Here is a 22,609-nt window from a genome sequence, read left to right on the forward strand (position 1 = left end):
GAGCAGCACCATGGCCGAACCCCTGATCGCCCCCGTCTGCGGGCGCACCCCCGAGCTGGACGCCACCGCCTTCGTGGCGCCCACCGCCGTCGTCCTCGGCGGCGTGGTCCTGGCCGCCGGGGCGAGCGTCTGGTACCAGGCGGTGCTGCGCGGCGACTGCGAGTCGATCACCGTCGGCGAGAACAGCAATATCCAGGACAACTGCTCGGTCCACGCCGACCCGGGGTTCCCGGTGGTGGTCGGACGCGGGGTGTCGGTCGGCCACAACGCCGTGCTCCACGGCTGCACGGTCGGCGACGACGTGCTGGTCGGGATGGGCGCGACGGTGCTGAACGGCGCGGACATCGGATCCGGTTCGCTGGTCGCGGCCGGGGCGGTGGTCCCGCAGGGGATGAAGGTGCCGCCGAACTCGCTGGTGGCGGGCGTGCCGGCCAAGGTCAAGCGGGAGCTGGACGCGGACGGCCTGGCCGGCATCCGGCTGAACGCCGAGGGCTACGTGCTGCTCAGCGCGGAGCACCGGGCGGCGCTGGGCTGACCGGCGGCGCGGCGTCCGGCGGCGCCGGGAGGGTGGGCGTGCCGCGCGCGGCCAGCGCGCCGCTGGCGGTCGCCGCGCCGATGCTCACCAGCGCGCCGAGCATCAGCGCGGCGGCCTCGCCGGGGCGCAGCAGGTGCAGCTGGGTGCCGAGGGTGGCAGCGGCGACCGGGACGCCCAGCTGCGCCGAGGCGAGCACTCCGAGCGGCAGCGGTTGCCCGGTCAGCCGCGCCGCGGCGTGCACGGCGACGGCGCCCGCGCCCAGCAGCAGTCCCAGCACGATCGCGGAGGGGTGGTCGGCGAGCTGCCGGAGGTCGAGCGAGGCCCCCAGCCAGAGGAAGAACAGCGGCCCGAGGAAGCCCTCGGTCAGGGCGAACAGCTGCTTGGCCAGTCGGCGCGGCTCGCCGATCGCCGCGACCACCAGGCCGAAGGAGAACCCGGCCAGCATGATCGACACATGGGTCTGCACCGCGATCGCGGCCAGGGTGAACAGGCAGGCCAGGCTGATCCGCAGCTCCAGAGCGAACTTCCGCCGCTGGGACAGCCGGTGGACGCGCCGGTGGTAGCCGTCGTGCTCCAGCCTGCGCAGCACCAGGAACAGCAGCGCGGCGCAGGCGACGACGGCGAGCGCGCCGAGCGCGGCCCTGGCGGCGTGCTGCGGGTCGACGGCCAGCGGCAGCGCCACGATGCAGGCGGTGTCGGCGACCGCGACCTGCGGCAGCAGCTGCAGCACCGGCCGGTCGCCCAGGTGCCGGGAGAGCTGGAGCGAGTCGACGATCGGCAGGATCAGCGCCGCCGAGGAGGAGGCCATCAGCACCGCGTAGAGCGCGGTGTGGCCGGTGTGGAAGGCGTGCGCCAGCCCCACCGCCGGGACCACGGCCAGGGCGCCCACCCCGAGCGCGCGCAGCGTCCCGGTGCGCAGACCGGCCCGCAGCCCGGCGTCCCGGACCGGGACATGGGCCCCGGCGACGAACATGATCAGCGCGAAGCCGATGTCGGCGAGGAAGGTGAAGGTGGGGTCGGACGCGTGGAGGTAGTCGATCGCGGTGGGGCCGAGCAGGATCCCGGCCAGCAGTTCGCCGAGGACCACCGGCAGGTGCCAGCGCTGCGGCAGCGCCAGCAGCGGGCCCAGCAGGGCTGCCACCGAGATCACTGCCAGCGCGGTGAAGCTCAACGGGGCCGCCCTTCGCACGCCGGAACCTGGGACTCACGTTCTACCGCATCCGTGTGACTGCGGCAGGGTTCGAACGGGGGTTGGTGTCGCGCAGGGTCGATCAGGAGATATCTTGATGTCGAGAAACGTTGTAGACGTGAAGCGGAGTAGCGGTGACTGACTCGACCATCATCTATACGCACACCGACGAGGCCCCGGCCCTGGCAACGTATTCGTTCCTGCCGGTGGTCCAGGCGTACGCCTCGACAGCGGGTGTCACCGTGGAGACGCGCGACATCTCCCTGGCCGGGCGGATCATCGCTAGCTTCCCGGAGCGGCTGGAGGAGGGCCAGCGGATCGCGGACGCCCTCGCGGAGCTCGGCGCACTCGCCAAGACCCCGGGCGCCAACATCATCAAGCTGCCGAACATCTCGGCCTCCATCCCGCAGCTGAAGGCCGCGATCGCGGAGCTCCAGCAGCAGGGCTACGCGCTGCCGGACTACCCGGACGACCCGAAGTCCGACGAGGACCGCGACGTCCGCGCCCGCTACGACAAGGTCAAGGGCAGCGCCGTCAACCCGGTCCTGCGCGAGGGCAACTCCGACCGCCGCGCGCCGCTGTCGGTCAAGAACTACGCCAAGGCGCACCCGCACCGCATGGGTGCCTGGACCGCCGACTCCAAGACCAATGTCGCCACCATGGCGGCCGGTGACTTCCGCCACTCGGAGAAGTCCGCGGTCCTCGCCGCCGACGACACCCTGCGGATCGAGCTGGTCGCCGCCGACGGCGCCACCACCGTGCTCCGCCCCTCGGTGCCGGTCCTCGCCGGTGAGGTCGTCGACGCCTCGGTGATGCACGTCGCCGCCCTGCGCGAGTTCCTGACCGCGCAGATCGCCCGCGCCAAGGCCGAGGGCGTGCTGTTCTCGGTGCACCTCAAGGCCACCATGATGAAGGTCTCCGACCCGATCATCTTCGGCCACGTGGTCCGCGCCTTCTTCCCGAAGACCTTCGCCCAGTACGGCGCGGTGCTCGCGGCGGCCGGCCTCAGCCCCAACGACGGCCTCGGCGCCGTCCTCAAGGGCCTGGACGCCCTGCCCGAGGGCGCGGCGATCGCCGCCTCCTTCAAGGCCGAGCTGGCCGAGGGCCCGGCGCTGGCGATGGTCGACTCCGACAAGGGGATCACCAACCTCCACGTCCCCAGCGACGTCATCGTGGACGCCTCGATGCCGGCCATGATCCGCACCTCCGGCCACATGTGGGGCCCGGACGGCGACGAGGGCGACACCCTCGCGGTCATCCCGGACAGCAGCTACGCCGGTGTCTACCAGGTCGTCCTCGACGACTGCCGCGCCCACGGCGCCTTCGACCCGGCGACCATGGGCTCGGTCCCCAACGTCGGCCTGATGGCCCAGGCGGCCGAGGAGTACGGCAGCCACGACAAGACCTTCGAGGTCCCGGCCGCGGGCACGGTCCGGGTCGTCAACACGGCCGGCGAGACCGTGCTGGAGCAGCCGGTCGGCGCCGGCGACCTGTTCCGGATGTGCCAGACCAAGGACGTGCCGATCCGCGACTGGGTCAAGCTGGCCGTCCACCGCGCCCGCGCCACCGGCAGCCCGACCGTGTTCTGGCTGGACCCGGAGCGCGCCCACGACGCCAACCTGATCGCCAAGGTCCGGGCGTACCTGCCGGAGCACGACACCGACGGGCTGCAGATCGAGATCATGACGCCGGAGCAGGCGACCGCGTTCTCGCTGGAGCGGATCCGCCGGGGCGAGGACACCATCTCGGTGACCGGCAACGTGCTGCGCGACTACCTGACCGACCTGTTCCCGATCCTGGAGCTGGGCACCAGCGCCAAGATGCTCTCGGTGGTCCCGCTGATCAACGGCGGCGGCCTGTTCGAGACCGGCGCCGGCGGCTCCGCGCCCAAGCACGTCCAGCAGCTGGTCAAGGAGGACTACCTGCGCTGGGACAGCCTGGGTGAGTTCTTCGCGCTGGCGGCGAGCTTCGAACACCTGGCGCAGACCACGGGCAACGCCCACGCCCAGGTCCTCGCCGACACGCTGGACCGGGCGACCGGCACCTTCCTGGAGGAGGACAAGTCGCCGAGCCGTCGCCTGGGCGGCATCGACAACCGCGGCAGCCACTTCTACCTGGCCCTGTACTGGGCCCAGGAGCTGGCCGCGCAGACCGCCGACGCCCAGCTGGCCGAGGCCTTCGCCGGCCTGGCCAAGACCCTGGCCGAGCAGGAGCAGGCCATCGTCGCCGAGCTGATCGCGGTCCAGGGCTCGCCGGTCGACATCGGCGGCTACTACCAGCCCGACCCGGCCAAGGCCGCGTCGGTCATGCGCCCGTCGGCCACGCTGAACGAGGCGCTGGCCACCCTGGCCTGAGGCCGGGACCCGCTCCACGGAGGTCCCGCCGGACGTCAGCGATGACGTCCGGCGGGACCTCCGTCGTTCCGGTCAGCGGACGGGGGGGCGCCGGCTCCAGCAGCGCCAGGTCGAGTCGGCGCAGCCGGGCCGGGTCGGCGATCACCTCGTAGGACGCGATCCGCCCGCCCTCGGCGGCCGGCTCGACGGTGAAGGTCAGCGCCAGCAGCAGCCGCCCGTGGGGGGCGACCACCATCCCCACCCCGCCGTCGATCAGCGCCGTCTCGGCGTAGCGCGAGCGGCGGCCGATGACGACGGTCTCCCGGGCGACCGCCAGCGCGCCCCGGGCCTCGGTCGGCACGCCCGGCGGCAGCGCGGCCGGGTCGGCACGGCGGACCACGTCCGGGGCGAGCACCGCCAGCAGCGCGTCCAGGTCGCCGCCGCGCGAGGCGGTGAGGAAGGCCTCCACCACGTGCCGGTGCCGGTCCAGCTCCGCGCCGGGCAGCACCGGCGTGCCCCGGACCTTGAGCCTGGCCCGGCTGGCCAGCTTCTTGGCGGTGGCCGGGGTGCGGCCGACCACCGGACCGACCTCCTCGAACGGCACCGCGAACAGGTCGTGCAGGACGAAGGCGACCCGCTCGGCCGGGGCGAGGGTGTCCAGCACCACCAGCAGGGCCCGGCCGACCGCGTCCGCCAGCAGCGCCTCCCGCTCCGGGGCGCCCGGCCCTTCGGCGTCCGGCAGCTGCTCCGGGGGCTGCTGCCCGGAGGGGTCCTCCCGGCGGGCGCGGCGGGCCCGCAGCATGTCCAGGCAGACCCGGGACACCACCGTGGTCAGCCAGCCGGCCAGATTGTCCACCGCCTCGGCGTCGGTCCGGCTGAGCCGCAGCCAGGCCTCCTGGACGGCGTCCTCCGCCTCCGCGACCGGGCCCAGCATCCGGTGGGCGACGGCCCGCAGCCGGTCCCGCTCCGCCTCGAACCGCTCGGTCAGCCCGTCCTGCTCGTGCATCGGTCACCTTTCCTCGTGCTGTCCGTCACCACTCTGACGAACCCGAACCGGCCGAGGTGACCGCGCCCCGGCCGCGAGGCCGCACCACCCGACGACTCCGCACCACCCGACGACCTGGAGAGACAGACCATGACGCGCACCACGTCCAAGGCCGACCTGGACCAGCCGCTGCTGCGGAGCACCGAGATCGGCGGCCTCCGACTGCCCAACCGGGTGGTGGTCGCGCCGACCACCCGCGCCCGCGCGGCGAACGACGGGCACACCCCGACGGAGCTGCACGCCGCCTACTACGGTCAGCGGGCCTCGGCCGGACTGATCATCACCGAGGGCGCCTGGGTGGGCGAACGGGCGATCGGCTTCGTCAACGTCCCCGGCGCCTACAGCGAGCAGCAGCTGGAGGGCTGGCGGCGGGTCACCGACGTGGTGCACGCCCTCGGCGGCCGGATCGTGCTCCAGCTCTGGCACACCGGCTCGGCCTCGCACCCGGACCACCTCGGCGGCGAACTGCCCGGCGGCCCCTCGGCGGTGGACCTGAAGGAGCTCTCCTTCACCGCCTCCGGCTTCCGGCCGACGGTGACCCCGAGGGAGCTGACGCCGGCGGAGCTGGCCGCCACCGTCGCCGAGTACCGGGCGGCCTCCGGCAACGCGCGCCGGGTCGGCTTCGACGGCGTCGAGATCCACGCCCTCGGCTCCTCCTCCCTGGTCCCGCAGTTCCTCAATCCCCGACTGAATCTGCGCACCGACGGGTACGGCGGCGACCGGGCCCGGCGGCGGCGCCTGCTGCTGGAGATCGTGGACGCGGTCGCCGAACCGTGGGAGGGGCGTTGCACCGGCGTCCGGCTGTCGCCGTACTGGACCTCCGGCGAGTTCTTCGCGCCCGACGAGGAGCTGCTCGCCGACTACGACGAACTGGTGGCGGAGCTCAACGACCGTCCGGTGGCCTACCTGCACCTGCGCGGGAAGGACCCGGTCGCACCGGGCGACGCGCCCGACCTGGCGGCGATCGCGCGCTACCGGCGGCTGTTCCGGGGCCCGATGGTCGTCAACAACGGCTTCGACCGCGAGTCCGGCAACGCCGTCATCGAGGCGGGGCTGGCCGACGCCGTTTCCTTCGCCACCCACTACATCGCCAACCCCGACCTGGTCACCCGCTTCGCGCTCGGGCGCGACCTGGCCACGGGCGACCCGGCGACCTACTACGCCGGCTCGGCCGGCGGCTTCGTCGACTACCCGGTCAGCGCCTGGGAGCAGGACGGCCGGGAGTAGGACGGCCGCGAGCGGCACGGTCCGGCGCCGCCGACGGCGCCGGACCATCCTTACCTTCTCTTTACCGCTTCTTCCGATAGTCATAAGGCACTGCTCTGGACACGTTAGGCTGTGCCATGCATCGGAATCACAATGATCCGCCCCGTCACCATGCCGTCCCCGCCCTGCGCCTGGTCGGCGCGAGCGCGCTCGCCGGGGTGCTCGTCGCCGGGCTGGCGCTCCCCTTCGTCGGCGGGCTCGGCCTCGGCGCCGCGGCGGCGGCGGACCGCTTCAACAGCACCCCGGACGACCTGGTGCTGCCGACCCTGTCCCAGGCGTCGACCATCTACGACGCCGACGGCGGCGTGATCGCCACCTCCTACTCGCGCAACCGGGTGGTCGTGCCGCTGGCGCAGATAGCCCCGGTGATGCAGCAGGCGATCGTGGACATCGAGGACCACCGCTTCTTCGACCACGGCGCCATCGACCTCCAGGGCACCCTGCGGGCCCTGGTGAAGAACGCCGGCTCGGGCGGCGTCAGCCAGGGCGGGTCCACGCTGACCCAGCAGTACGTGAAGAACGTCTTCGTCGAGAAGGCCGGCGACGACGCCTCGGCCGTCCGCGAGGCCCAGCGGCAGACCACCGGCCGGAAGATCCAGGAGCTGCGCTACGCCATCAAGCTGGAGCAGACCCTCAGCAAGCAGGAAATTCTGGGCAGTTACCTGAACATCACCTACTTCGGCAACTCCGCCTACGGCATCGAGGCCGCCTCCCAGCGCTACTTCAGCATTCACGCCAGTCAGTTGACGGTGCCTCAGGCCGCGCTGCTGGCAGGCCTGGTGCAGTCGCCCTCGGCCTACGAGCCGATCGGCAACCCGAAGGCCGCGCTGGCCCGGCGGGACCAGGTGCTCACCGCGATGGCCGGCTACGGCACCATCACCGAGGCGGACGCCGCCCGCTACCGCGCCACCGGACTGAACCTGAAGCCCAGCCAGCCGAAGGAGGGCTGCATCACCGCCCACGAGGGCGCGGCCTTCTTCTGCGACTACGTCGAGCACATCGTGCTGAAGGACCCGGCCTTCGGGAAGACCGCCGAGGCCCGGCAGGCGCTCTGGGACCAGGGCGGACTGCAGATCCGGACCACCCTCTCCCCCAAGGACCAGCGGGCCCTCCAGGCCGCGGTGACCGCCCACGTCTACCCGGACGACAAGGCGGCCGCAGCGATGACCATGGTCGAGCCCGGCACCGGCCGGATCCTGGCGATGGGCCAGAGCAGGCCCTACGGCTACGGCTCGACCCCCGGCGTGACCAGCCTGAACTACAACGTCGACCAGTCGATGGGCGGTGCCGGCGGCTTCCAGACCGGCTCGACCTTCAAGCCGATCACCGCGGCGGCGGCGCTGGAGCAGGGCATCGGGATGGACCAGGTGTACGCCTCCCCCTACGCCGAGGACTACCCGGCGATGACCGACTGCAAGGGCAACCGGCTGCGGGCCCAGCCGGGCAACCGGAACGACGCCCACAGCCTGGTCGGACCGTTCAACATGAACCAGGCCATGGCGCAGTCGGTGAACACCTACTTCGTGCCGCTCGAAGGCGACACCGGGCTGTGCAACGTGGTGCGGATGATGAACAAGCTGGGCATCACCAGCCAGGCGCTGGAGGTCCACGACAAGAAGACCAAGAAGACCTCGCTGGCCCCGATCGACGAGGTCCAGTCACTGACCCTGGGCACCAACAACCTCACCCCGCTGGAGATGGCCAACGTCTACGCCACCTTCGCCGCGCGCGGCAGCTACTGCTCCCCGACCGCGATCACCTCGGTCACCACCTCGGCGGGCAAGAAGCTCGCCGTCCCGGCGGCCGACTGCCACCAGGTGATGCAGCAGAGCACCGCCGACAAGATCACCACCATGCTCAACGGCGTGGTCCAGGACGGCACCGGGACCCCGGTCCGCTTCGACGACGGCCGCCCCAGCGCGGGCAAGACCGGTACCACCAACGGCAGCGCCCAGGTCTGGTTCGTCGGCTACACCCCGCAGCTCGCGGGCGCAGCGCTGATCAGCGACACCGCCTCCACCACCGAGCACCTGGACGACGGCCAGACCATCCACGGCCGCGTCCCCGGTATCGTCACCGGCGGCGGGCTGGCCGGCCCGGTCTGGCACGACGCCGTGGGCGGCGCCCTGAAGGGCGTCGACTTCGCCCAGTTCCACCTGGTGGACCTGCCTGCCGACGCCCGGAAGGCCGCCCCGCCGGACAAGTCGGGCGAACCCAAGAAGGCCGACGGCACCGACGGCACCGACCCCGTCGGGGGTCAGTAGCCGCCGGGGCCGGGGCCGGCACCGGGGCCGCACCGGTCCTACCGGCCCCGCCCCGTCAGGGCTTGCGCGCTATGGCGACATAGCAGGAGGCCTCGCCGTCGGTGACCCCGCCGAGCTCGTCCTCCCGGTCCGGCCGCCAGCGCTGGGCGGAGGCGACCCCCGGGTCGAGCAGGGTCCAACCGTCGAAGAAGGCGCTGAACTCCGCCCGGCTGCGGCCCTGGCAGTGGGTTCCGGCGGCGCGGTAGACGGCGGTCGCCCGCTCGATCCGCTCGGGGTCGAAGTCCGCGGTCAGGTGGGTCATGGTGAGCGTGCTGCCCGGGGCCAGCTGTTCCTTCAGCAGCTCGACGATCTCGTGCGCGCCGAGCGCCGCCGTACCGTCCGCCCTGGTGCCGCCCTCGTCCGGGATGAAGTGGAGCAGCGCGTTGAGGCTGAGCGCCACCGGCCGGTCGAGGTCCAGGACGTCGCGGACCTCGGGGGTCTCCAGCAGCGTCTTCGGGTCGGTCACGTCGCCCTGGGCGTAGGCGGTCCGGCCCTCGGGGGTGCTGTGCAGCAGCGCGGCGGCGTGGGCCAGCACGATCGGGTCGTTGTCGGTGTAGACGACGTGTGCGGCCGGGTCGAGGGACTGCGCGATCTCGTGCAGGTTCGGCGAGGTCGGTATGCCGGTGCCGATGTCCAGGAACTGGGTCAGGCCGAGGCCGGCCAGGAACCGGGTGGAGCGGTGCATGAAGCGGCGGTTGGTGCGGGCGGCGATCAGCGCCGAGGGGAAGGCCGCGATGGCGCGCCCGGCGGCCTCCCGGTCGGCCGGGAAGTTTGTGTACCCACCGAGATAGTAGTCGTACATCCGGGCGGAGTGCGCCCGGTCCATCTTCAGATCGATACCGGTCTGGCGGTCGGTGCTCAACGTGTTCCCCCTGGGCGTCGGTCCACTGGTGGCGGAGCCGGCTGCTCCCCTCGGCGCGCAGCCTACAAGCTGTTCCGGGCCGACGGGGGAGGCCGATTCCCACTCCCGGAACGGTATCTGGGATGGTTAGACGTGGTCCGTACCAGCGGACCGGAACGAAGTCCGGGATTTCCCGGACCAGTCGGAGCAGTGCGGTGCCTGAGGACGGGATGACCTTCGTGATACGGATGCGCGACGCGATGGCGCCGGCGACTGCCGGGCGGGGTACGGGCGTCGGCCGCGAGGCGGCTGACAAGTGACCGATCCCGACAGCCCGCTGGCCACCGCGCCGAGGCTGGGCACACCCGAACGCGTGGCTCGGCAGCGCGAGTTGCTCACCCTGGACGCTTTCTACGACTCCCACCGCACCCTGTGGCTGCGCTACGCGACGCTCCAGGTGGGCGACCGCGACCAGGCGGCGCGGCTGGTCCGCGCGGTCCGCGACCAACTGGCGCAGGACTGGGAGCAGGTACTGCGGCGGCAGTCGGTGCCGGAGTACGCCTGGGCGGCACTGAAGGACCACATCCACGGCTGGCTGGCCGAGCGCGGACGGCTGCCGGTGATGGCGGACACCGCCGCGTTCCACGCCGCGGTGCGCAAGCTGCTGCTGCCCGAGCACCAGGACGGGTTCGAGGTCCTCGAACGCGAGTTGGGGCTCTACTCCGCCATCGGCGAACTGACGGAGCGTCAGAGCGACGTGGTGGTACTGCGCTACGTGCTCCACGCCGGGGACCACGACATCGCCGCCTACCTGGGCACGACCGCCGACGCGGTGCGCGCCCACGTGGCGCACGCCAAGGCCCGGCTGGCGCTGCGGCTGCGGACCGCGCCCGGGGAGCAGCCGTGACCGACCCCGTCCCCAGGGGCGTGCATCCCGACATCGACGCGGTGCTGGAGGACGCCGAGGTCCTGCAGGACCTGGACGACGCCGACCTCGACCCCTCCCACCCCTCCTGGGAGCCGGAGGGTACCGGCGGCTGCCGGCACCACCGGCCGCCGCCGCAGGACGCCCCGACCGACGAGGTCCGTGAGCCGGTGTGCGTGCCGGCCTGCGCGCGGGCGATCCGCCAGACCGCCGCCCGCGACCTGCACCTGGCGGTGTCCCTGGTCGTCGGCGACCCGAAGGCGGCCGTCGCGCTGGCCCGGTTCGCGGACCGCCGTGAGGCCGAGTCCGAGGGCGCGCTGGTCTTCGGCTGCCTGCTGCACCTGGCCGGACACACCGACGCGGCCGAGTTCTGGTGGCAGTTCGCGGCCGGCGGCGGCGACCCCACGGCCGCCTTCTGCCTCTACCTCTTCCACCGCAACCAGGGGCAGCACCGGACCGCCCAGCACTGGCGGACCCAGTCCCGCGACCTCCAGGGCGGCGCGCCGCCGACCGCCCCGGCGAACCTGCCGCCGGGCGTGCCCGTGGGCATGCCGCCGGCCGGTCCCGGGGCGGCGACCGGCGAGCTGCCGCTACTGCCGGGGGCGGTGCGCCGGGCCCTGCTCAGCCAGTGCCACCAGGGCACCTCGCCGCAGCTGCCGCCGGCCCTGGAGGCCGCCGTCAACAGCCTCTACGGGCAGCTCGGGGAGCAGGACGACGACTCCGGGACCTGCCCGCTGCCGGTGGGCGCGTTCCCGGCCGGACTGGTGCGGGTTCCGCCCCCGGCCGGCCCCGTTTCACCCGGCCCCGCTTCGCCCGGCTCCCCTGCGCCCGCTTCTCCGGCCACCGGCTCCCCCGCCGCCGGCCCGCCGCCGACCGGCTCCGGCTCGGCGGCCCCGGCCGGCTCCTCGGGCAGCTCCAGCTCGGCCCAGATGGTCTTGCCCCGGGGGTGATACCGGGTGCCCCAGAGCGAGACGCACTGGGAGACCAGGTACAGCCCGCGCCCGCCCTCGTCGGTCTCCAGCGCCCGCCGCACATGCGGCGCGGTGCTGCTGCCGTCCTCGACCTCGCAGATCAGGGTGCGGTCGCGGATCAGCCGCAGCCGGATCGGCGGCGTGCCGTAGCGGATGGCGTTGGTGACCAGTTCGCTGACGGTCAGTTCGGCCAGGAACTCCAGTTCGGCCAGGCCCCAGTCGGCGAGCTGCGCGGAGACCAGCGACCGGGCCCGGGCCACCACCTCCGGCTCGGCCGGCAGCTCCCAGCTGACATGGCTGTCCGGGGCGAGCCCGCGCAGCCGGGCGACCAGCACCGCCACGTCGTCCTGCGGCCCCTCCGGCAGCAGTCGGCGGATCACCGTGTCGCAGACCTCGCCGGGGCCGGGGAGGGCCGTGCCGGTCCCGGCCGGTGCGAGGTCGGCCAGCACGACCCGCAGCTGCTCGGCCCCCGCGCCCGGACCCTGGCCCCGGGCGCCGACCAGGCCGTCGGAGTAGAGCACCAGCAGGTCCCCGTCGGCCAGTTCGACCTCCCGGCTCTCGAACGGGATCCGGCCCCGGCCCAGCCCGAGGGCGGCCCCCTCCGGCAGGTCCAGCACCTCGGCCCGGCCGTCGGCCGTGACCCGGACCGGCGCCGGATGCCCGGCCCGGGCGACGGTGCAGCGCCGGGTGATCGGGTCGAAGACGGCGTAGACGAAGGTCGTCCCGGCCGCGTGACCGACGGCGCCGCCCGCGCGCCCGTCCTGCAGCCGGGCCACCAGGTCGTCCATCTCGGTCAGCAGCTCGTCCGGCGGCAGGTCCAGGTCGGCCAGGGTGCGGACGGCGGTGCGCAGCCGTCCCATGGCGACGGCCGAGTGCAGCCCGTGGCCGACGGCGTCGCCGACCACCAGCGCCACCCGGGCGCCGGAGAGCGGGATGACGTCGAACCAGTCGCCACCGAGCGCGGCATGGCCGCTGGCGGGCAGGTAGCGGGAGGCGGCCTCGACCGCGCCGAGCACCGGCAGCCGCTGCGGCAGCAGGCTGCGCTGGAGCGCCAGCGCGGTGGTCCGCTCCCGGGTGTAGCGGCTGGCGTTGTCGATGCAGACGGCGGCGCGGGCGACGAACTCCTGCGCCAGCAGCATGTCGTCGGGCTCGAAGGGGTGCTCGCGGTCGAAGCGGAGGAAGACCACCGTGCCCAGCACGGCGCCGCGCGCGGACATCGGCACCAGCAGCCAGGAGTGCACCCCGCGCGCCCGCATCAGCGCCGCCCGGCGCTGGTCGACGTGGACGAAGGTGCCCAGCACCTCGTCGCCGTTGAGCAGCAGCGGCCGGCCGGAGGCCATGGCCTGGGCGAACATGCTGCCGGGCCCGGAGGCGAAGGCGTCCACCTCGCCGATCCGGAGGATCTGGCCCATGGTCGCGCCGGGACGGGTCGACTGCCCCGCGCGCCGCAGCTCCACCCCGGCGCCGAGCGGCCCGGCCACCGGTTCCGCGCCGCCGAAGACCGGGTCGAGCAGGTTGACGTAGGCGTGGTCGGCGAACTGCGGAACCGCGACGTCGGTCAGCTCCTGCGCGGTGCGCAGCACGTCCAGGCTGCTGCCGATCTTCGTGTTGGCGTCGTTGACCAGCTTGAGCCGGGTCCGGGCACGGAGCTGCTCGGTCACCTCGAACACCGAGTGCGCCAGCGCGACCACCGCCCCGTCGTGGTCGCGCACCGGCAGGATGGTCTCCGACCAGACCCGGTCGAGGTCGGGGTCGGTCGGGTGGTGGGTGCGGACCTCAGTGCCGAGCAGCGGCTCCCCGGTCGCCAGCACCTTGCGCTGCCGCTCGGTGAAGGCGGCCACGTCCATCCGGTCGACCGAGGGCACCTCGCCCATGGCGCGGCCGACGTACTCGGCGTCGGGGAATCCGGTGGATTCGGCGGACGCCTCGTTCCTGGCGAGGTAGCGGAGCCGGGTGTCGAACATGTCGATGATGAACGGTGACTCGGTGAACAGGGCGCGGGAGAAGGCCGCGAGGAGTTCGCCCCGGTGCGCGGTGGCGGCCCGGACCGCCACCGCGAGCCAGTGCTGCACCCCGTCGGCGAGGGTGAGCAGTTGGCCCCGGAGGGCGACGTCGATCGGGGTGCCGCTGCGGCTCCGGAGCACCGCGGGCTCCCGCGCATAGGGCTGCCGGTCGGAGTGGAACCGGGCGAACCGGGTGATCTCCTCGGGATCGTGGAGGAGTTCGGCGGCAGCCCGCCCGACCACCTCCTCGGCCGGAAAGCCGGTCAGCCGCTCCGCGCCCGGGCTCCAGCCCGCGACCAGCCCGCGCGCGTCGATGACCGCGAGCGCCTCCCCGGACGGATCGGGGGAACCGCCCAGCCCTTCGAGGAATACCGGGTCGTCCATGCGTGCATTCTCCGCGGCTCGCAGCACCGGCCCGCGCCCGCCGTACGGGGGATTCGACGGCCGGTTCGGCGGGCAGCGCCTCGCATTTTCCCCGAGTGTACGCTCGGCCGGGAAGGGCCGCCGATGGCTCAGGCGGGGGGCGGCTCCTGCCGCAGCCGGCGGGCGACCTCGCCCAGACCGGCCGCGACGTGGTCGAGCTGCTCCGGGGTGAGCACGTCGATGAGGGCCGCGCGGACCGCCGCGACATGGCCCGGGGCGGCGGCGCGCAGCGCCTCCATGCCGCGGTCGGTGATCTCGGCGCTCACCCCGCGGACATCGCTGGGACAGGAGCGCCGGGCGACCAGTCCGGCCCGCTCCAGCTGGGTGACCTGGTACGTCAGCCCGCTCTTGGAGGTGACCAGCCGCTCCGCCAGCTCGGTCATCCGCAGCGAGCGGTCCGGCGCCGCGGAGAGCTGGACCAGGACCTCGTACTGGGTGTGCGAGAGCCCCGCCTCGACCTTGAGCTGCTGCTCCAGGCGGCGGTTGACCAGGTTTGCGGCGGCCAGGAAGCCGACCCAGGCGGCCTTCTCCCGATCGTCCAGCCAGCGCGGTTCGTCCATGGCGCCACTTTACTCTGTTGTTCAAATTTGAAACGCGGTGTAGCGTCGGCCGGGTCCACGTGGTTCAAATTAGAACCAACCGCGCCCTGAGCGGAGCCTTCCATGCCGAAGCAGACCCTGCCGGAGCAGAGCCAGACCGACTCCCGCGCCCTGCCCGCCGCCACCGTACGGACCCGGGTCCGGGTGCCGCTGCGCTTCGGCGACGGCTACGCGGTCGACGCCGACGTCGTCACCTTCCACGGCCTCGTCGACGGCCTGGAGCACCTCGCCGTCGCCCTGGGCGACCCCGACCCGCAGGGCACGCCGCTGGTGCGGCTGCACTCGGAGTGCCTGACCGGCGACGTCTTCGGCTCGGCCCGCTGCGACTGCGGCCCGCAGCTGCGCGAGGCGGTCGAGCGGATCGCCGAGGCCGGCGGCTACCTGCTGTACCTGCGGCAGGAGGGCCGGGGCATCGGCCTCTACAACAAGCTGGACGCCTATGCGCTCCAGGACGGCGGCCTGGACACCTACGCCGCCAACGCGGCGCTGGGCCTGCCCGAGGACGCCCGCGACTACAGCGCCGCCGCCCAGATGCTGACCGCGCTCGGAGTGGGCGCGCTGGACCTGCTGTCCAACAACCCGGACAAGGCCGCGCAGCTGCGCGGCCTCGGCGTCCCGGTCCGCGACCGGGTCCCCACCGGCGTCTTCGCCACCGGCCACAACCTGCACTACCTGCGGGCCAAGGTCGAGCACACCAACCACACCATCGCGCTCGACCGGCTGGCCGGCTGAACCCGGAGGTCTGCGGCTGACCACCGCCGTCCCTCCCCGGCCCGCCGCCGCGGCGGCGGGCCGGACGCGGACAGCGGGGTCAGACCAGGGACGGCTCGGGTTCGCGCGCCGCTGTCCCGTCCAGGTCGCTCAGGGCCAGGCCCTTGGGCTCGCGCAGGACGAGGGTGGCGGCGATGCCGAGGAGGAAGCAGATCCCGGCGATCAGGGTCACCACGCGAAGCCCGTAGTGGGCGAGCGCGAGCGGGGTGATCAGCGCACCCACGAAGGCGCCGATCAGTGCGGAGCGGTCCTGAGGCCGCTCGCCGAGGGAGCCTCCCGAACCGCCTGGTGACCACGTGGGTAGGGTCGCCCCATGAACTACCCAGTAGACGGCTCGGGGCCGTTCCGCAGCATGGTCGCCGTGGGTGACTCATTCACCGAGGGCATGTGCGACGACCTGCTCCCCGACGGGGAGTACCGGGGCTGGGCGGACCGGGTCGCGGAGCGGCTGGCGGCGGAGGCCGGCGGGGAGTTCCGCTACGCCAACCTGGCCGTGCGCGGCAAGCTGATCGGCCAGATCACCGACGAGCAGGTGGAGGTCGCGGCGGAGCTGGGCGGCGAACTGGTGACGCTGGCCGGCGGGCTGAACGACGTGCTGCGGCCCGGCTGCGACGCCGAGGCGGTCTGCGCCGCGCTCGGCGCGGCGGCCGAGCGGCTGGCCTCCGGCTCACGGCGGCTGGTGCTGTTCCACAGCACCGACCCGAGCCGGCGGATGGCGGGCAGCGCCCGGCTGCTGCCGGCCATCCTGCACCTCAAGGACTTCGTCTCGGCCCTGGGCGAGCGGCCGGGGATCGTGGTGGTCGAGCTGTTCGAGGCGCGCTGCTTCGACGACCCCCGGCTCTGGGCCGACGACCGGCTGCACCTCTCGCCCGAGGGGCACCGCCGGGTGGCCGAGGCGGTGCTGCAGGCGCTGGGCCTGCCCGCCTCCTTCGACTGGCGCGCCCCGCTGCCGGCCGTCCCGCCGCCGGGGCGGCTCCGGAAGCTCGGCTCGGACCTGCGCTGGCTGGGCAAGCACGTGGGCCCGTGGATCATGCGCCGGATCCGGGGCACCTCCTCCGGCGACGGCCGGGAACCCAAACGCCCGGAATTGACGCCATATCAATAACCGGTCCGGAACGGTCACTTCCGCCTTCTCCTCTGCAGACGTACGGAACGTGCGAACAGTTCCCGAATGCCCGCTTGAATAGCATGAGAATCGGACAAAGCGCTATCAACCACTCTTTACGTCCTGGTCATGATCCGTTCGTGGTCGCGAAACACCGCTTCGGCAGGATTCTCACCATGGACAAGTTGACTGGCGCCAGATCTCAGCAGACCCGCTCCGCCCGCCGCCACGGCTGGCACCGCGACACCGTCGAGGTGTCCGCCGCGTTCCTCGCGGTCGCCCTCACCGACCTGGTCTCGGACCTGGTGGTGCACGGCCACGACGGTCCGGTGCTGCTGGTCGCCTCCGCCCTGGCCCTGCTGGCCACGGCGGCCTGGCACAGCTGGTGGTCGCACCGCCACCCGCACGCCCCACCGGGGCCGGCCCCGGGTGACATCGGCTCCTCGGCCGGCGCGCCCAGGGACAGCGCGCCGCCGCTGCCCTCCCCGCTGCCGCCGGACGGACACGCGCTCTGGCGGGTGCGGACGACCGTCCCGGACGCCCCGGGCAGTCTGGCCTCGCTGTGCCGGGCGCTGGCCGACCTGCCGGTGAACATCATCTCCATGCAGGCGCACCCGCTCGCCGACGAGACCGTGGACGAGTTCGTGGTCCAGGCCCGGACCGGGACCCGCGCCCAGGAGATCACCGGGGCGATCGTCGCGGCCGGCGGCACCGAGGTCTGGCTGGAGCGGGCCGACGCCCACGACCTGGTGGACGTCCCCACCCGGATCCTCAACCTGGCCACCCGCACCGCCCTGGACGCCGCCGAACTCCCGCTGGCCCTGCGCCAGTTGTTCGGCCGATGCAGCATCCGCTCGATCCCCGGCGAGATCGCCGAGGACGAGCTGGACGGCAGCACCCTGCGGCTGCGCGACCCCTCCGGCGGCACCCTGGTCCTGACCCGGGACGAACCGCCGTTCACCCCGACCGAGTTCGCCCGCGCCCGGGCGCTGATCGAGCTGGACGCCCAGCTCGGCCCGCGCGTCCCGGACACCCGGCAGCTGCTGACGCTCTCCCCCGGCAGCGAGTCGCCGGTCTCCACGGTGACCGTCCGCCGGGCCGACCCGGCCGACAAGGAGGCCGCCCGGGCCCTGCACGAGCGGTGCAGCACCCGGACCCTGCGGCAGCGCTACCACGGCCCGGTCGGCGACGCCGACCGCTACCTCGGCCACCTGCTGGAGCCCCGCTACGGTCAGACGCTCACCGCCGAGAGCACCGACGGCGACCTCGTCGCGCTCGCCCACCTGATGTGGGACGACGACAGCGCCGAGGTCGCCGTACTGGTCGAGGACGCCTGGCAGCGCCGGGGCCTGGGCGTGGAGCTGGTCCGCAAGCTGGCCGGGCTGGCCCGGGACGCCGGGATCGACCGGGTCTACGCGGTCACCACGGCGTCCAACACCGGGATGATCGCCACCCTGCGCCGACTCGGCGTCCCGCTCGACTACCAGGTCGAGGACGGCACCCTGGTGATCACCGCCCACCTGGCGCCGGAGCCCGCCCCGGTGCGGTAGCGGCGGTCGACCGGGTGACGGTCGACCGGGTGACGGCCGACCGGGTGACGGCCGACCGGGTGACGGCCGACGCGGCCCCGGTCGACGCGGTGCCGACCGACTACTCGACCGTCACGCTCTTGGCCAGGTTGCGGGGCTTGTCCACGTCCCGCTCCAGCGCGACCGCCGCGTGGTAGGCGAACAGCTGGAGCGGGATGCCCAGCAGGATCGGGTCCAGCTCGGGCTCGTTCTTCGGGACCAGGATCGCGTCCTCCGCCAGCTTGGTGTCGGGCGCGGTGTGGCCGACCATCAGCACCGGGCCGCTGCGGGCCCGGATCTCGCCGAGCGCGGTGAGGTTCTTGTCCAGCAGCTCGTCGTCCGGGACGATCGCCACGGTCGGCAGCTCCGGGCCGATCAGCGCCAGCGGGCCGTGCTTGAGCTCGCTCGCCGGGTAGGCCTCCGCGTGGACGTAGGAGACCTCCTTCAGCTTCTGCGCGCCCTCGCGGGCCACCGGGTAGCCGCGCACCCGGCCGATGAACATCATCCCGTCGTGGTTGGCGTACTTCGCCGCCAGCTCCGCGATCTGCTTCTCCTGGCCGAGGATCTCCCGGATCTGGTCCGGCAGCGCCTTCAGCCCGGCGCAGATGCGCCGGCCGTCGGCGGGCGACAGGTCGTGTACCCGGCCAAGGTGCAGCGCGATCAGCGCGAAGGCGACGGCGGTGGAGGTGAACGCCTTGGTCGAGGCGACCGAGATCTCCGGCCCCGCGTGGAGGTACATCCCGCCGTCGCACTCACGGGCGATGGCGCTGCCCACGGTGTTGACGACGCCGAGGACCCGGCCGCCCTTGCGCTTGATCTCCTGGACCGCGGCCAGGGTGTCGTAGGTCTCGCCGGACTGGCTGACCGCGATGTAGAGGGTGTCCGCCTCGATCACCGGGTTGCGGTAGCGGAACTCCGAGGCCGGCTCGGCGTGGGCGGGGATCCGGGCCAGCTCCTCGATCAGCTGCGCGCCCAGCTCGCCCGAGTAGTAGGCGGAGCCGCAGCCGAGGATCTTGACCCGGCGGAAGGCGCGCGCCTCGCGGGCGTCCATGTTCAGGCCGCCCAGGTGCGCGGTGGAGAAGCGCTGGTCGATCCGGCCGCTGAGGGTGCGCTCGACCGAGGCCGGCTGCTCGTGGATCTCCTTCACCAGGAAGTGGGCGTGGCCCGCGGTGTCGTAGGACGCCTCCTCGAAGTCCACGATCGAGGGCTGCTTGGCGGTGGCCCGCGCGTCCTCCTGGGTGAAGGTGTTGAAGCCGTCGGCGCGCACCGTCGCCAGCTCGCCGTCGTCCAGGTGCACCACCTGGCGGGTGTAGCGGACCAGGGCCGCGACGTCGGAGGCGGCGAACATCTCCTTCTCGCCGATGCCCAGCACGATCGGGCTTCCGTTGCGGGCGACCACGATCCGGTCGGGCTGCTCGGCGTCCAGGACGGCGATGCCGTAGGTGCCGACGATCAGCTTGAGCGCGGCCCGCACCGCGTCCTCCAGCTCCACGCCCTCGGTGGCGAAGCCGGCGATCAGGTGGCCCAGCACCTCGGTGTCGGTCTCCGAGGTGAAGACCCGGCCCTCGGCCTGGAGCTTGGCCCGCAGCTCGTCGGCGTTCTCGATGATGCCGTTGTGCACCACCGCGATCCGGCCCGACCCGTCGGTGTGCGGGTGCGAGTTGGCGTCGCTGGGCACGCCGTGGGTGGCCCAGCGGGTGTGGCCGATGCCGGTCTTGCCGGTGAAGCGGGCCGGGATCTGCGCGGCCAGCTCGGCGACCCGGCCCTTGCTCTTGCGGACCCGCAGCGGGGCCGTGCCGCCCGCCGCGCCGGCGCCCGTGGGCTTGGCGGCGACGGCGATGCCGGCCGAGTCGTACCCCCGGTACTCCAGTCGCTGCAGCCCTTCCAGCAGGATGGGCGCGGCGTCCCGGGAACCGATGTAGGCGACGATGCCACACATGGGCGGTGCTCCTTTGCTCAGGTGAGGGTGGTGGTCGAGCAGCGGTACGGACGCCGGGCGCACGACCGGCGAAGGTCCGTACCGCGTTGTCTGCCGGCCCAGCGTCTGCCGGCTCGGCCTCTGCAGGCTCAGCCGTAGACGATGCGGCGCAGCTGCCGCGCGGAGAGGTCGGGTGCCCTGACCCGGCGCAGCGGCAGCTCGGCGGCGATCCGCTCGAAGATCCGTTCATTGGTCAGCCCGCGCGCCTGCAGTTCCCCGTGGCGGCGGCGGACGTACTCCTCCGCGCTCTCGGCGAAGTAGGCGAGCACGTCGGCGACGACCCGCGCCGCCTCGCTGGGTGCGAGGGCGGTGGTCCGGGCCAGGTGGTCCAGCAGGTCCTCGTGCGGGTGCGCCGCCACCGCCGGTGCGGTGCGGGGGCGCGCCGTCGGCGTGCTGCGCGCGGAGGGCGCGCCGGGCGCCGTGGGCGCGGTTCGTGCGGCGTTGGGACTGGACACGGAGAGAGACCTTACGCAGGCAATCCGACGAATCCAATATTCCTGCCCGGAATCGGGCAGGACTAAGCGGTTGCCGCCGTGTCCCTCCGCCGCTTCCAGGCCAGCAGCGACCAGCAGAGCGCCGTCAGGGCCACCAGCAGGCAGCACAGCGTCGGCACCCAGTTGCCCCAGCGGACGTAGAGAGTGGTCCCGGTGGCCAGCGGCACGGTGTAGACGGTCGTCCCCCGGTCGTCCGTGCCCAGCATCCGCCCGATCCGGTGGCCGGTCGGGCCGTAGGCCACGCTGACGCCGGTCAGCGTGGCCTGCACCACCGACCGGCCGCTCTCGGCCGCCCGCAGCGCGGCCAGCGAGGCGTGCTGCTCGGGTGCGGCGGTGTCCTGGAAGGTCGAGGTCGACGACTGGACCACCACCACCTGGGCGCCGAGCCGGACCAGCTCCCGGCTCATGTCCGGGAACGCCGACTCGAAGCAGATCAGCGGACCGATCCGGAGGGTCCGGCCGCCGGGCTCCGGCACCGTCATCACCACCGGCGCCTTGCCGCGCCGCCGGTCGACCCCGGCGGCCTTGGAGAAGTCCGCGATCCAGCCCAGGACCGGGCGCAGCGGGATGTACTCGCCGAAGGGCACCAGCCGGATCTTGTCGTAGCGCTGGCCGGTGAGACCGTTCGGGCCGACCAGCACCGAGCTCTTGTAGATCCCGCCGCCGTCCGGACCGGTCCCCGGCCGGGCGGCGTCCACATTGACCAGCAGGTCGGCGCCGACCTGCCGGGAGACCACGGCGAGCTGTCCGGTCAGGCCGGGGTTGGTGGTGAGGTCGTAGTCGAGGCTGCTCTCGCCCCAGACCACCAGGTCGGGACGGAGCGGGGCCAGGCCCAGGGTGAGCTTCTCGCCCCGGGCGGTGCGGTCGGCCTCGTTGGCGCTGCCGCCCGGCTGGACCACGCCGATGGAGGTCGTCGCCCCGGTCAGCCGGGGCTGCGGAGCCCAGGCGCAGACCGCCGCGGTGACCGCGACCAGCGCCGCGAGGGTGCCGTAGGCGACGAACGAGCGGCCCCAGGTACCGATCAGCACCACCACGGCGGTGTTGACGGCGACGATGAACAGGCTGTCCAGCCACACCCCGCCGACCGAGGCCAGCACCAGCGCCGGGTGCTGCTGGTACTGGCTGGCGCCGAGCAGGCCCCAGGGGCCGCCGAGGTACTGCCAGGAGCGGATGGTCTCGATGACCATCCAGCCGCTCGGCACCAGCACCACCGCCGCGAGCGCCCGCCAGGCGTCGGGCCGCCCGTGCAGGGTCCGCCACACCAGCCAGCCCCAGGGCCCCCAGAACAGTCCGAGCAGGGCCGCGAGAATGACGATGAAGACGCTGAGGGTGGGGATCAGCCAGCTCATCACCCCGATCAGGAAGCCGATCCCGCCGTACCAGCCGAGCTTCGCCGCCCGGCGGCCCGTCGGCGCGGCGCGGAGCACCAGCAGCAGCGGGACCAGGCAGACATAGGCGAACCACCACCAGCCGACGGTGGGGAAGACGAGCACCGGCAGCGCACCGGTCGCGGCGGCGAGCAGCGGCATCGCCGAACGCCGGGCGGCGCGGCGCAGCCGGCCCCCCTGCCGCCCCTCGTCGGCCGCTGCGCGGCGGGGCTGCGGGCGGCCCGCCGCCGGCAGCTCCGGCTCACCCATGGACCCCCGCCCGGCGACAAAGCTCACGTTCCGCCCTCTCCGTGGACAACCCTTCCAGTCTCCGGGCATTCCCCGCGTTCAGCACCTCGAACATCGGAAAAGCTTCCCGAACGGGCCACCCGCGATGCACCCTGGAGACAGGGAGGCTGACATGGCATCACTTCGACGGCGCAGCGGCGGGGCAGCCCGCGCTCCGCGACCCGGCCGGGTCACCCGGCTCGGGGTCCGGTTGACCGTACTGGCGCTGCTGCCGCTGTGGCCGCTGATCGCCTATCCACTGGAGCGCAGCCCCTGGGTCCGCGCCGACCGGAGCCGGGTCCCCTCTCCGATGTCGCGCTATCTGCGCGGGGTGAGCTCCCATGTGGTGGTGCTCGCGCTGGGCTCGCCGATGCGGTTCGTGGTGCCGCTGCTGGCCGGTTCGCGGCTGGGCCGCGCGCTGCACCGGCCCGGGCCGGAGGGCGGGACGCCCACGGCCGGCGTCCGCGAACCCCGGCGGCCCCGGCCCGGACCGCCGACGGACCTGATCGCCCTGACCGAGCCGCGCGGCTGACCGGACCGCTCGACCGCACGAACTGCCTGGCCCGGCCGGGTGTCGGTGCCGGACCCCACCGTACGATCAAGCA

At 73.4% G+C, this 22,609-nt stretch carries 18 protein-coding genes; 9 read left to right on the forward strand and 9 right to left on the reverse strand.

What is annotated here, in order from left to right:
* Positions 1-10: 10 nt before the first annotated feature.
* On the forward strand, positions 11-535 hold the full coding sequence (locus BS75_RS05410) for a gamma carbonic anhydrase family protein (protein ID WP_034087375.1): 525 nt from the start codon (positions 11-13) through the stop codon (positions 533-535).
* Here BS75_RS05410 and BS75_RS05415 read toward each other — a convergent pair.
* Positions 504-1,706 carry a cation:proton antiporter gene (locus BS75_RS05415; RefSeq protein WP_042437523.1) on the reverse strand — a complete coding sequence of 401 codons (1,203 nt, stop codon included), beginning with the start codon at positions 1,704-1,706 and terminating at the stop codon, positions 504-506. The genes BS75_RS05410 and BS75_RS05415 overlap by 32 nt on opposite strands.
* Before the next feature lie 152 nt (positions 1,707-1,858).
* Here BS75_RS05415 and BS75_RS05420 point away from each other — a divergent pair, with 152 nt between their 5' ends.
* Entirely contained in the window at positions 1,859-4,078 is a 2,220-nt protein-coding gene (locus BS75_RS05420) for an NADP-dependent isocitrate dehydrogenase (RefSeq protein ID WP_034087376.1), read from the forward strand.
* Here the strand turns inward: BS75_RS05420 and BS75_RS05425 are convergent.
* Positions 4,029-5,063 (reverse strand): sigma-70 family RNA polymerase sigma factor, encoded by a 1,035-nt coding sequence (locus BS75_RS05425; protein ID WP_063771457.1) that lies wholly within the window; start codon positions 5,061-5,063, stop codon positions 4,029-4,031. The genes BS75_RS05420 and BS75_RS05425 overlap by 50 nt on opposite strands.
* 129 nt (positions 5,064-5,192) lie before the next feature.
* Between BS75_RS05425 and BS75_RS05430 the strand changes: the two genes are divergently transcribed.
* Positions 5,193-6,329: an alkene reductase gene (locus BS75_RS05430; protein WP_034087377.1), complete on the forward strand. Its 1,137-nt coding sequence runs from the start codon at positions 5,193-5,195 to the stop codon at positions 6,327-6,329.
* 116 nt (positions 6,330-6,445) lie between these two features.
* Complete coding sequence (locus BS75_RS43205) at positions 6,446-8,632, forward strand: transglycosylase domain-containing protein (RefSeq protein WP_052069208.1); 2,187 nt, start codon at positions 6,446-6,448, stop codon at positions 8,630-8,632.
* A 55-nt stretch (positions 8,633-8,687) separates the two neighbouring features.
* Here BS75_RS43205 and BS75_RS05440 read toward each other — a convergent pair whose 3' ends face one another.
* Positions 8,688-9,497: an SAM-dependent methyltransferase gene (locus BS75_RS05440; RefSeq protein ID WP_034092457.1), complete on the reverse strand. Its 810-nt coding sequence runs from the start codon at positions 9,495-9,497 to the stop codon at positions 8,688-8,690.
* Between the two features lie 331 nt (positions 9,498-9,828).
* On the opposite strand from BS75_RS05440, the gene BS75_RS05445 reads away from it, so the two are divergent.
* Positions 9,829-10,419, forward strand: a complete 591-nt coding sequence (locus tag BS75_RS05445) for an RNA polymerase sigma factor (RefSeq protein WP_042437524.1) — start codon at positions 9,829-9,831, stop codon at positions 10,417-10,419.
* 706 nt (positions 10,420-11,125) lie between these two features.
* Here the strand turns inward: BS75_RS05445 and BS75_RS05455 are convergent.
* Both BS75_RS05455 and BS75_RS05460 read right to left on the reverse strand, forming a co-directional pair.
* Entirely contained in the window at positions 11,126-13,795 is a 2,670-nt protein-coding gene (locus BS75_RS05455; protein WP_052069209.1) for a SpoIIE family protein phosphatase, read from the reverse strand.
* Between the two features lie 128 nt (positions 13,796-13,923).
* Positions 13,924-14,394 (reverse strand): MarR family winged helix-turn-helix transcriptional regulator, encoded by a 471-nt coding sequence (locus BS75_RS05460; RefSeq protein WP_034087379.1) that lies wholly within the window; start codon positions 14,392-14,394, stop codon positions 13,924-13,926.
* A gap of 102 nt (positions 14,395-14,496) precedes the next feature.
* Between BS75_RS05460 and BS75_RS05465 the strand changes: the two genes are divergently transcribed.
* Entirely contained in the window at positions 14,497-15,165 is a 669-nt protein-coding gene (locus BS75_RS05465) for a GTP cyclohydrolase II (protein WP_042437525.1), read from the forward strand.
* Between the two features lie 79 nt (positions 15,166-15,244).
* Here the strand turns inward: BS75_RS05465 and BS75_RS05470 are convergent, their stop codons facing one another.
* Positions 15,245-15,427: a hypothetical protein gene (locus BS75_RS05470; protein ID WP_034087380.1), complete on the reverse strand. Its 183-nt coding sequence runs from the start codon at positions 15,425-15,427 to the stop codon at positions 15,245-15,247.
* A gap of 90 nt (positions 15,428-15,517) precedes the next feature.
* Between BS75_RS05470 and BS75_RS05475 the strand changes: the two genes are divergently transcribed.
* Both BS75_RS05475 and BS75_RS05480 read left to right on the forward strand, forming a co-directional pair.
* On the forward strand, positions 15,518-16,309 hold the full coding sequence (locus BS75_RS05475) for an SGNH/GDSL hydrolase family protein (RefSeq protein ID WP_034087381.1): 792 nt from the start codon (positions 15,518-15,520) through the stop codon (positions 16,307-16,309).
* A 176-nt stretch (positions 16,310-16,485) separates the two neighbouring features.
* Positions 16,486-17,859: a GNAT family N-acetyltransferase gene (locus BS75_RS05480; RefSeq protein WP_034087382.1), complete on the forward strand. Its 1,374-nt coding sequence runs from the start codon at positions 16,486-16,488 to the stop codon at positions 17,857-17,859.
* Between the two features lie 100 nt (positions 17,860-17,959).
* Here BS75_RS05480 and glmS read toward each other — a convergent pair whose 3' ends face one another.
* The 3 genes from glmS to lnt all read right to left on the reverse strand — a co-directional run bounded on the left by glmS (position 17,960) and on the right by lnt (position 21,986).
* Positions 17,960-19,816, reverse strand: a complete 1,857-nt coding sequence (gene glmS, locus BS75_RS05485; protein WP_034087383.1) for a glutamine--fructose-6-phosphate transaminase (isomerizing) — start codon at positions 19,814-19,816, stop codon at positions 17,960-17,962.
* Positions 19,817-19,944: 128 nt separating this feature from the next.
* On the reverse strand, positions 19,945-20,214 hold the full coding sequence (locus BS75_RS05490) for a hypothetical protein (RefSeq protein ID WP_034092461.1): 270 nt from the start codon (positions 20,212-20,214) through the stop codon (positions 19,945-19,947).
* Positions 20,215-20,372: 158 nt separating this feature from the next.
* The gene (lnt, locus tag BS75_RS05495) at positions 20,373-21,986 is read right to left on the reverse strand and encodes an apolipoprotein N-acyltransferase (protein WP_052069210.1); all 1,614 of its coding nucleotides are present in this window, start codon (positions 21,984-21,986) and stop codon (positions 20,373-20,375) included.
* A gap of 151 nt (positions 21,987-22,137) precedes the next feature.
* Between lnt and BS75_RS05500 the strand changes: the two genes are divergently transcribed.
* Entirely contained in the window at positions 22,138-22,536 is a 399-nt protein-coding gene (locus tag BS75_RS05500) for a hypothetical protein (protein WP_152645769.1), read from the forward strand.
* The last annotated feature ends 73 nt before the right edge of the window (positions 22,537-22,609 follow it).

Origin of the sequence: Streptacidiphilus albus JL83, assembly GCF_000744705.1 — a bacterium.
GTDB classification, from domain to species: domain Bacteria; phylum Actinomycetota; class Actinomycetes; order Streptomycetales; family Streptomycetaceae; genus Streptacidiphilus; species Streptacidiphilus albus.